We start from the raw sequence: 10206 nt of genomic DNA on the forward strand, positions 1-10206 counted from the left end.
CAAACTGTCCGACCCTGACGCGCGGCATTCAACCACGTGCCTGGCTTGTGTCTATACGAAATCACGATTCCCGACGACTTTGCCCACCGATGCAAGACTGGAAACAGTGACTTCCACCGCATCCTCCCCAGAACAGGCAGGTCCACTCCTCCACCACCTGCTTGGTGTTCCCGCACGTCGTGAGCGCGTCACTCATGTGGAGCATGTTCCAGCACGTCAGGCGGGTCAAGCCCGATGGCCCAAATGGACGTCTGAAGTCTTGGTTACGCGCTTGGCGAACCGTGGGGTGACAGGACTCTGGCCTCACCAGTACGAGGCCGCCGACCTGGCATTCCGTGGCCGAAACGTGATCATTTCCACGGGAACGGCGTCCGGGAAATCGCTGGCGTACCTCACTCCCGCGGTCACGGCGTGCCTGGACGGCGGGACGATCCTGTACCTGACGCCGACCAAGGCCCTGGCCGCCGACCAGCTGCGCGCCCTGCGCGAGCTGCGCATCACCAAGGTGCGGGCCGCCACGTTCGACGGTGACACTCCGTTCGAGGAGCGGAAGTGGGTACGCCAACACGCCAACTACGTACTGACAAATCCCGACATGCTGCACCGTGGCCTCCTTCCCCGCCATTCCCAGTGGTCGTCGTTCTTCCGCCGGCTGCGCATGGTCGTCGTGGACGAATGCCACGGCTACCGCGGCGTCTTCGGCTCTCACGTCGCCCAGATCCTGCGCCGCCTTCGCCGGGTGTGCGCACGATACGGCTCAGACCCCACGTTCCTGCTCGCCTCGGCGACGGCCAGCGAACCTGGGGCGTTCGCGAAGAGGCTGACGGGGCTTGAGATGCACGAGGTGACCGTTGACGCCTCGCCCAAGGGGTCGACGACCATCGCATTGTGGGAGCCGCCCCTGACGGATCTGCGGGGCGAGGGAGGGGCACCCGTACGGCGCACGGCCACGGCGGAGACGGCTGACCTACTGGCGGACCTTGTCGTCGCCGACATCCGTACACTCGCCTTCGTCCGCTCACGCCGCGGCGCGGAAACGGTGGCGCTGTCCGCCCGTGCCAAGCTCGCCGACGTCGCTTTCTCCCTCACCTCGTCCACCGACCGCCACACCCCCTCACCATCGCCACCCGGCTCGCCCAGCGAAACCGGCCACCACACCCCGGCACCCGGCTCGCCCGACGAAACCGGCCACCACACCTCCGCACCCGGCTCGCCCAGCGAGACCGTCCACTACGGCCCCAGCTCGCCGGCGAGCCTCGCCACCTCCGGAGAACCCGTGGACGAGGGTGGGGCGGGTGAGGGCGATCTGCCCGAAGAAGGTTCGCTCGGCTGGTCGATCCCGGACACCTCCGACTGGACCGGCCTCCCCGACAAGATTGCCGCATACCGGGCCGGCTATCTCGCCGAAGACCGCAGGCTCCTGGAGAAGGCGCTCCGCGCGGGCACGATCATGGGCCTGGCCACCACGAACGCCCTCGAACTCGGCGTGGACGTCTCCGGTCTCGACACCGTGCTGATCGCCGGCTGGCCGGGCACCCGGGCTTCGCTCTGGCAGCAGGCGGGCCGGGCGGGCCGGGACGGCCGGGACGCACTCGCCATACTGATCGCCCGGGACGATCCCCTCGACACCTACCTGGTGCACCACCCCGACGCCCTGTTCGGCCGGCCCGTGGAAGCGATCGTTCTCGACCCGGACAACCCGTACGTGCTGGGCCCGCACCTCTGCGCCGCCGCCGCCGAGATCCCGCTGGCCGAGGACGACCTGCCCGTTTTCGGCGACACCACCCCGGCCGTCCTCGAAGACCTGGTCGCCCAGGGGCTGCTCAGGAGGCGTCCGGCGGGATGGTTCTGGACCAGGCGCGAGCGCGCCACCGACCTCGCCGACATCCGTGGCGGCGGAGGCACCCCCATCCAGGTCGTGGAGTCGTCGACCGGCCGTCTCCTGGGCAGCGTGGACGAGCCCTCCGCCCACACCGCGGTGCACACCGGCGCGGTCTACCTCCACCAGGGCGAGACCTTCTTGGTGGAGGTGCTCGATCTGGAGGCCGGGGTCGCCCTGGTCTCCAGCGCAAGCCCCGACTACACCACGTTCGCCCGGGACATCACCGACATTTCCATCCTTGGCACCCAACGCTCCCATGCCCTGGGCCCGGGCACGCTGCACTTCGGCGAGGTGGAGGTGACCCGGCAGGTCGTCTCATACCTCAAGAGACGCCTGCAGTCGGGCGAGATGCTCGGCGACGAACCCCTGGATCTCCCCCCTCGCACCCTTCGCACCCGTGCGGTCTGGTGGACGCTGCCCACGTCCGCGGTGGCCCCGCTCGCCGAGGCCGGCATCGACCTCGGCGGAGCCGCCCACGCCGCCGAGCACGCCTCGATCGGCCTGCTCCCCCTGTTCGCCACCTGCGACCGCTGGGACATCGGCGGCGTCTCCACCGAACTTCACGCCGACACGGGCCTGCTCACGGTCTTCGTGTACGACGGCCACGAGGGCGGAGCGGGCTTCGCCGAACGCGGCTACGCCCGCGCGACGGACTGGCTGACGGCGACACGCGAGGCCATCACCTCATGCGAGTGCGAACGTGGCTGCCCCTCCTGCATCCAGTCCCCGAAGTGCGGCAACGGCAACGAACCCTTGGACAAACGAGGCGCGATCCGCATCCTCGGCACCCTGCTGACCCAGCAATAGGGGAAGACCCGCCGACGGCGCCGGCCGGGCATCACAGGACCGTCCCTGCGGCCTCACCGACGATCGTGCCCAGGTGACCTCAGCTGTCGCCGCCCCTGTGCCTGCGGCCAGCGAAAGCACGCTCATTCTCATGGTCGTCGCCTTCGTCGGCTGCCCAGAAGTCAGCGGATCCCGGCTGCGGGCGTTCCCAGAACCCGCTGTCCTCCATGGCTCTGGGCGACGGCGGAAGGTAGTCGTCCCAGTGTTCTTCGATACGGACGGCGGGCGGGGTGATGGAGGCCGAGCCCTCGGGCACGTCGGTCACGGCCGAACTAGGCAAGGCGATCCGCATGGGCCCCTGCCGGGTGCCTTCCGCGTCGCGAACTTCCCGGACATCGTCCACCTCGATCTGGACGGATATCTCCTTACGCGCCGGATCGGATTTGGAGAACGCGGCGGCCCGCTCCCCGGGCGTGTCCCGGGATCGTTCCGGCTTCGCCGACTGCTGGTGCTCTGTGGGCTGCTCGGTTCGGGAATGATCGGGTACGCGCGTCTTCGCCACGGCCAGGATCACCGTGGGCCGTCGCCGGAGCGGTGTGGCGGCAGGCTGGATGGTGTCATCGTTCTCCGCGGCCTGCGTACCGCCTCCGGCGAAAGCAGGGCCGGCGCGCGTGGCCGCGGTCACCGGCGCTGGCGTGGCACCGGCCCCGTCACCGGCAAGGGCCCGCCGCCGCGCCCAGGCGCCCGCGTGCGCGCCAAGCAGCAACAACAGGAGGCCGGCCGCCACGTAGAGGCCGTACTGTCCGATCTCCCCCAGCGGCGACTCGCTCGACTGCGCCCTAACGTCACCGGTCGTTACGGGCGCGGTGTCCGTGCCGTCCCTGGCGCCGGACGGGACGAGCCCGCCCGAATCATCGTCGGCTGTCGGGATGGGCAGGTTGCCGTCAGTGTCGGTGTCGGGAATGTCGGGCAACTTGGAGGTCTTCGGGTTACGGGTCGTCGGCTCGTCCGTGGGCAGTGGCTGCCTCTTGGCGGGCAGGGTCGGCAGCGCGTCGACGTTCTTGCCATCTCGGCTCTTCGGCGTCTGTTTGGTGGTCTTTTTCGGCTTGGCCGTGGGCTTGGCGGGAAAAGCGAGGTAGGCGGAGGCCGACGGGTCCGACCCGATCGAGCCTCCTTCGCCGTCGCCCCTGAAGGCCTTGACGGTGAACGCCACCCGCTGCCCTTCCGCCTTGGCGGGCACCGCGAGCACCGCTCTGCACGAGGTGCCCGCGCACGCGCTGTCGGCGGGGAGCCTCCCGACGATTCCCGTCAGCGTGTTGGAGACCTCATAGGACTGCAGATCGGGCTCCGGACCTCTGGCCCAGGTGACAAGAACCTTGTCGGCGCCCTGCCGTGCCACGTTCACGTTGCCCGGAGCCTCGGCCGGCCGTCGCAGCTTGAACGTGCTGGTGGCGTACTCCCTCCCGGTGAGCTCTCCCTTGAGGATCACGGTGAAGGGGCCGTTGGGGGCGTCGCCGGCGTCGAACGTCCCGGAGAGCGTCTGGTTGGCGCCGCCTCCGGCGACCTTCTGACGGGGGGTGGCCGGACCTTCGAGATATAGGCCCATGTTGAGCTGGATCATCCCCGTACGGGCGGAAACAGTGACGGACGAGCCCGAGACCACCTGACAGTCGGTGGGCGACGTGATCTGTCCGGACGTGTCGGCCTGCCAGGTCACGGAGGCGGCCCGCGCGGAACCGCCCAGCGTGACGGACACCGCCACGATCGCTCCTGCGGCCACCACTTTGCCGACTACCGTCACGACGCTTCCCTCCATCGAGAGCCTCGCGTCGCCCGACCGCCCACGGAGGCGTTCACGCGACGACCGGAAGTGCAGTCCGCCCGGCCGATACGGTCACCGACCGCCCCCGGACCGCACCCTAGCGACTTCGTCAGAGCTGTCACAGACTCTCTGTCGCATATGGCATGAACCGAGGGTAAGCGGGACCTTACGGGAAATACCCAGCTCTTGGACACCGCGTCTAAGGAGTCGTTACTGGATTGCGACATAGCCCCGCAAGCCCCATCCACCACAATGCGGGATGCCACCCTTTTGCCGTTCACACATATTTTTGTCAAATCGCAAGAATCACGACTCACCACCCGAGTCAGCGCATGTCAGACATATCAGTGCCACACAGCGAGCGTTAGGTGGCGGGACGGTAGGTGGCAGGCGGTGAGTGGTAGGCGGGTGGTGGCTGCGATGCCGGCGGGCTAGTGATCGTTTTCGGCCGAGGCCACCGTCGCGGGGCCCGCACGGGACCTGCCGGTCAGGGTGCGGGTGCCGGCGATAGGCAGGGAGATCGACAACGAGGTCCAGACGTCGGCGACCTCGTCACGGATCTCGCAGCGGGTGAGTTTGACGCCGTTCTGTGCAGCGAGGGTCGCGGCCCGCAGGCAGGCACCCTCCGGGTCGGCCACCACCCTTTCGGCCGCCGCCAACGCGCTGAGGTCGGCGGCGCTGCTGACGCGGTGGCGGGCCACACGTACGGAGCCCACAGTGGCGAACGCCGTGGCGACGGCCATCAGGAGACCCATGAGGGCAACGCCCCATAGCGTGGCCGAGCCGCGTTCCTTGTGCTTGATCTCTTCCTCCTCGGCGACCCTAGATCTCCTGCCTGAACCGCTCCGGTCAGGAGCCTGGGCGTCGTCATGGTTCGGTGTCGGCTGTGGCCGTGGCGGACACCTGGACGGCGGGCAGCGACCCGCCCCACGCTGGGCGCACCTCGACGGTGATCTGCACCCTGGTCAGGTCGACGTCACGGGACACGGCTATCCGCGCGTTGGGACGGGTGGCCGACCGGGCGTGGTCGCGGACCTGGCTCAGTGGTTCACCTCTGGCGGCGGCCCGAGCGGCCGCGCGGGCCGCGTCCACACATTCGAGCTGGGCGCCGACGGCTTGGATGGCCCACAGTGCGGCAGCCAGGACGACCATGAGAGCGGGCAGCATCGCGGCGGTCTCGGCCGTCACCGAGCCCCGCGATGCCGACCGTCTTTCGCCCACGGAGGTCCGCCCGGGGCGGCGGATCATTTACCGGTCGTCTTGAGTGCCCGGTCGATGAGGGAGGTCAGCATTTCCTGCACTTCCGGGCTGCTCACGACCTTGAACAGGAGCGCGGCAAAGGCGCAGGCCGCGATGGTGCCCACCGCGTATTCGGCGGTGGACATGCCGCGCTCGCGATTGGCCACCGCGTAGTGGAGCCACCTGTTGGATAGCCACCGCGAGCCCCCTCCGACGGCTCCTTCACCGGCGGACGTCGATGGGGGCGTGGTGTCAGCGCGCGTCGACACGGTGGCCGGCGTGGTGCGGGCGGCGTGCTCGATGGAAGGGGCCGAGCTGGCTCCCGGCGGGGTGTGGGGGCGTGGCGCGGCGGCGGCTTTGACGGCGTCTGGCGTGGGGATGGAACCATGCATCGGGTCTCCAGATGGTCGGAGCCGGGTCTTGTCCGGCGGGAGTCCAAGGGTCGCCGAGGAGGCTCTGCGGACAGTGGACCGAGCGCGGTTCTGTGGATGGTGGCGGCCGAAAGCCGGGCCTGTGGATAACCGACCTGCCGAGTCCCATGGGCGTGTGATGTCCCACGGCCTTGGGGAACGATGCCCGTGTTGAGCGCGCCGCTCTCAGAGCGGCTGGTCGAACTTTGCATCGTCCCGCAGCCCGCTTCCCCGCAGGCCACAGGTGTGGGTGCCAACGGACGCTGCGGCAAGGGCCGACCATGCCCGAACGGGGTAAGGGACGGTCAGAACCCCGAAGCGATGCTGGCAGCGCTGACCTCGTTCCTGGCGCCGTACCGGGAGCGGGACGTGATCAAGCAAACCGCCGGCCATGTGAACTCCCTCCCGGCCCGACGAGGAGTAACACGGGCAAGAGGGCCGAGGCTAAGGAAGGATGATCGTCGAAGCCAGGCCGGCGATCACCGGGATGATGCCGAGCAGGACGAACGCCGGCAGGAAGCAGAGACCCAGCGGTGCCACGGCCTTGACGCCGACCTGTCTGGCCGACGCGACGGATCCGGCTCTGGCGGCCTCCCGGGCGTCGTCGGCCAGGCGGGTCAGCACGTCGGCCACCGGCGCGCCGCTTTGAGCCGCCCGGCCCATCGCCCGGCAGAGCCCGCCCATCGCGGGATCTCCGGCAAGGGCCGCCCAGGTGGTTTCGGGGTCGGCGCCCAGGCGCAGTCGGCTGCTCACCCAGCCCAGCCGCCTGCCGAGGGGGCCGCCGATCGTGTCGCCGGCGATCTCGGTGGCCGTACTCACCGGGCGGCCCGCGAGCAGGCATGCGGTCATCAGGTCGGCGGCGAAAGGCAGGTCGGCGGCGATTCGCTCACGGTCTTGCCGCGCCCGCTGCGGCTCTTTCCCGTGCAGGAACATCGCCACCGCGGGGATGGTCAGCAGGCCGACGATGATTCCAGTGGCTCCGACCCCGAACAGGAGGGTGGCCATCAACCCCGCGCAGGTGGCGCTGACGGCGGTCTTGCGGGTCATCCGTTTCGGGGGGTCGTGGGACGGATCGAGCCAGGCCGGCGGGTCTTCGGCCTGGCTGCGGGGAAGCTTTTCTGGAGGGCGTAGCCGGGCCAGACGTCCGGCCGGGGTCATCGGGGAAAGCCACAACCACGCGGCCAGGCCGGCGGACAGGGCGGACAGCAGTGGAAACATCGGTGAGATCCGTTCGGTCATGTACGGGCCGGGAGGCCACCAGGGCTCAGCCCTGGGCTCGGACGGCCATGCGGTTGGTCCACCACAGGCCGCACGCGTCGAGGGTGACCCCCGCCACCAGGCACATCAGGCCCGGCAGGCTGCCGAGCAGGAAAGCGAGGGGGCGCATGCCGAGGGCCGCCGCCATGAGGAGGCCCAGGGCCGGGAGCGCGGCCAGCATCCTGGCCGTCGTGCGAGGCCCGGCCAGCTGCGCGGCGACGTCCTGACGGTGGGCCTGTGCCGCGCGTAACGCGCTCGCCACCCGGTCGACCAGGGCTGACAGGCCTGCGCCCACCGTGACGCCGACCTCCCAGCAGGCGGCAAGCCGGCGCAGGCCCTCGCCTCCCTGCGGCGGGGCCGCGGCGATCAGTGCCGCGGGGACGTCGCCGCCGTCTCGCGCCGCGGCCACAACCGGGCGCAGGGTCTCCGGGTCGGGGAAGTCGACCGATGCCAGGGCCCTGGTCAGGGCCTCGCCGGGGGTGCGGCCGGAGGACAGCTCTGCCGACAGGGCCTGGCACAGCTCGATGGACGCGCCGCGCCAGGCGTCGGCGCGGCGGGCCGGGCGAGCACGGGTCAGCAACCGGCCGAGCGAGCGCCACCGCGGCCTGGCCCGGCTCCCGGTCAGCCTGCCCAGGCGGGTCGTGGCGAGGTCTGGGCCGGTCCACATCCACACGGCGCACGCCGTGCACACAGCGGCGACGATCAGCGCGCTGCTCATAGCAGGGCCCTTCCAGCCAGGGCGTTATAGCCGGGGCCGACGTGGGTGTGGCCGTCGGCGTCGAAGGTCAGGGCGGGGACCGACTCGACGAGGCCGGTCGGGGTCCTGGTGAGCAGGCAGATCTCGGCGATGCGCCGGCGTCCGTCGGGGCGGTCGCGGGTCAGGTGGACGACCGCGTCGAGCGCGGCCGCCAGCTGGCTGTGCACGGCCTCCCTGCTCAGGCCCGCCGCGCAGCCCAGCGCCTCGAGCCGGGGAGGTACGTCGGCCGCGGTGTTGGCGTGCAACGTGCCACAGCCGCCTTCGTGCCCGGTGTTCAAGGCCGCCAGCAGATCCACCACCTCCGATCCGCGCACTTCACCGACCACCAGGCGGTCAGGACGCATCCGCAGCGCCTGGCGTACCAGATCGCGCAGGCCCACGCCGCCCGCGCCCTCCAGGTTGGCCGGGCGGGTCTCCAGGCGAACCACGTGCGGGTGGACCGGGCGCAGCTCGGCCGAGTCCTCCACCAGCAGGAGGCGCTCGCCCGGGTCGGCCAAGGAGAGCAGGGCCGACAGGAGCGTGGTCTTGCCGGTGCCCGTGCCGCCGGTCACGAGGAAGGCGAGTCTGGCGGTCACCATGGCGGACAACACGGGGATCGCGGGTGGGGTGAGGGTGCCGGCCGCGACGAGGTCGGACAGGGTGAACGTGCGCCGGGGCGGCAGGCGTAGCGAGATGCAGGTGCCGCCGGCCGCCACGGGCGGGAGCACCGCGTGGAGGCGGACGCCGCCCGCGAGCCGGGCGTCGACATGGGGGCAGGCGTCGTCGAGGCGTCTCCCGGCGGCGGCCGCCAGGCGCTGGGCCAGCCTGCGTACGGCACCGTCGTCGGAGAAGGTGACCGACGTGCGGCGCAGGCCGCCGCCCTCGTCGATCCACACCTCGCGCGGGCCGTTGACCAGGACGTCGGTCACCTCGGGGCGGGCCAGGAGCGGCTCCAGCGGGCCAGCGCCCATCAGGTCGGCGCAGAGCGCTCTTGCCACGGCGAGGATCTCCGCGTCGCCATAGACGGCCTTCTCCGCTCTGAGCGCCACCGCCACCTGGGCGGCGCTGGGCTCGGCCCCCGTGCGGGCCAGGCGTACGCGAACCGCCTCCACCAGCTCGGGCGAGACCAGGGGCGTCATGCCGGGAGGAGGTCGCGGAGCAGCGAGGAGCACAGGGCACCGAGCACGGTGCGGGGGCCCAGTCGGGGCAGCTCGCCCCGGTTGAGTGTGGTGGTGAGGCGCGGCTGGTCGGGCAGGCTGCCGGCAGCGGGGATGCCAAGGGATCCGGTGGCCGTGCCGTCGTCCAGAACTCCCGGGCGGAGGACGGCCCGCAGGTCTGAGGTGTGCTTGCGGGCCTCGCCCAGCACCTGGGCCGCCGAGAGGAGGCCGCGCACGTCGGCGGTGGCCACGAGCAGTGTGGTCCTCGCCCTGGTGAGGGCCTCGATCGCGGCGGGGTCGAGGTGGCGGGGAAGGTCGGCGACGATCAGGTCGAAGCCGCGCCTGCCCGCCTCCAGGACCGAGCGCATGGCCTGGGCCGGGATCGCCGCCACCTCGCCTCTGTGGAAGGAGAGGACCGCCAGGTCGCCGAACGACGGCAGCGCGGCCTGCAGCGCGCTGGAGCTGATGCGGCCTTCCCTGGCCACGAGGTCTCCCCAGCGCGCGCCCGGCGCCTCCTCATGGCCGAGCAGTGCGTCGATGCCGCCGCCCAGCGGGTCGGCGTCGACCAGCAGTGTACGGAGCTGATCGCCCGAGGCGCGCAGGGCCAGGCAGGCGGAAAGCACGCTCGCGCCCGCTCCGCCGCGCCCGCCGAGCACGCCGATCAACGCCCCGGAACGGGGGTCGGGCTCCATGGCGTCGGCCAGCCGCTCCACCAAATGGCGCTCGTCGTTCGGGAGGACCACGACGGACTGGGCGCCCACGGCGACGCATTTTCGCCACGTGTCGGGGTCGTCCGGATCTCGTGTCACGAGCAGGATCTGGTCGCGGGCCGGGGGTGAGGCCGCGGCCACCGCGTCCGCCTGGTCGGCGCCCACCGCGATCAGCGGCGCGAGGTTCCAGTAGGGGCGGGCGTGGGC

Annotated in this window: 9 protein-coding genes; 1 reads left to right on the top strand and 8 read right to left on the bottom strand. The window is 71.1% G+C overall.

Annotation, left to right across the window (positions count from 1 at the left end):
- Positions 1–346 precede the first annotated feature (346 nt).
- Complete coding sequence (locus E1294_RS32860; RefSeq protein WP_342775111.1) at positions 347–2689, top strand: DEAD/DEAH box helicase; 2343 nt, start codon at positions 347–349, stop codon at positions 2687–2689.
- A 79-nt stretch (positions 2690–2768) separates the two neighbouring features.
- On the opposite strand, the gene E1294_RS32865 is transcribed toward E1294_RS32860, so the two are convergent.
- The 8 genes from E1294_RS32865 to ssd all read right to left on the bottom strand — a co-directional run.
- Entirely contained in the window at positions 2769–4469 is a 1701-nt protein-coding gene (locus tag E1294_RS32865; protein ID WP_132514858.1) for a hypothetical protein, read from the bottom strand.
- Positions 4470–4921: 452 nt separating this feature from the next.
- Positions 4922–5293 (bottom strand): Rv3654c family TadE-like protein, encoded by a 372-nt coding sequence (locus E1294_RS32870; protein WP_281284550.1) that lies wholly within the window; start codon positions 5291–5293, stop codon positions 4922–4924.
- A 64-nt stretch (positions 5294–5357) separates the two neighbouring features.
- Entirely contained in the window at positions 5358–5678 is a 321-nt protein-coding gene (locus E1294_RS32875) for a TadE family type IV pilus minor pilin (RefSeq protein ID WP_246083455.1), read from the bottom strand.
- 56 nt (positions 5679–5734) lie between these two features.
- Complete coding sequence (locus tag E1294_RS56305) at positions 5735–5896, bottom strand: DUF4244 domain-containing protein (RefSeq protein ID WP_281284549.1); 162 nt, start codon at positions 5894–5896, stop codon at positions 5735–5737.
- A 687-nt stretch (positions 5897–6583) separates the two neighbouring features.
- On the bottom strand, positions 6584–7357 hold the full coding sequence (locus E1294_RS32885; protein ID WP_165977596.1) for a type II secretion system F family protein: 774 nt from the start codon (positions 7355–7357) through the stop codon (positions 6584–6586).
- A 46-nt stretch (positions 7358–7403) separates the two neighbouring features.
- A complete protein-coding gene (locus tag E1294_RS32890; RefSeq protein WP_132514862.1) occupies positions 7404–8114 on the bottom strand; it encodes a type II secretion system F family protein in 711 nt (236 codons plus the stop codon).
- Positions 8111–9271, bottom strand: a complete 1161-nt coding sequence (locus E1294_RS32895) for a TadA family conjugal transfer-associated ATPase (RefSeq protein WP_132514863.1) — start codon at positions 9269–9271, stop codon at positions 8111–8113. Before E1294_RS32895 ends, E1294_RS32890 begins: the two co-directional genes overlap by 4 nt.
- A partial coding sequence (gene ssd, locus E1294_RS32900) for a septum site-determining protein Ssd (RefSeq protein ID WP_132514864.1) occupies positions 9268–10206 on the bottom strand: 939 nt, incomplete at its 5' end. The genes ssd and E1294_RS32895, both read right to left, overlap by 4 nt.

This window comes from Nonomuraea diastatica, assembly GCF_004349015.1.
Lineage (GTDB): Bacteria > Actinomycetota > Actinomycetes > Streptosporangiales > Streptosporangiaceae > Nonomuraea > Nonomuraea diastatica.

Coding starts and splice junctions, on each gene's coding strand:
- E1294_RS32890 (WP_132514862.1), bottom strand. CDS start 8,114: ATGAGCAGCGCGCTGATCGTCGCCGCTGTGTGCACGGCGTGCGCCGTG.
- E1294_RS32895 (WP_132514863.1), bottom strand. CDS start 9,271: ATGACGCCCCTGGTCTCGCCCGAGCTGGTGGAGGCGGTTCGCGTACGC.
- E1294_RS32885 (WP_165977596.1), bottom strand. CDS start 7,357: ATGTTTCCACTGCTGTCCGCCCTGTCCGCCGGCCTGGCCGCGTGGTTG.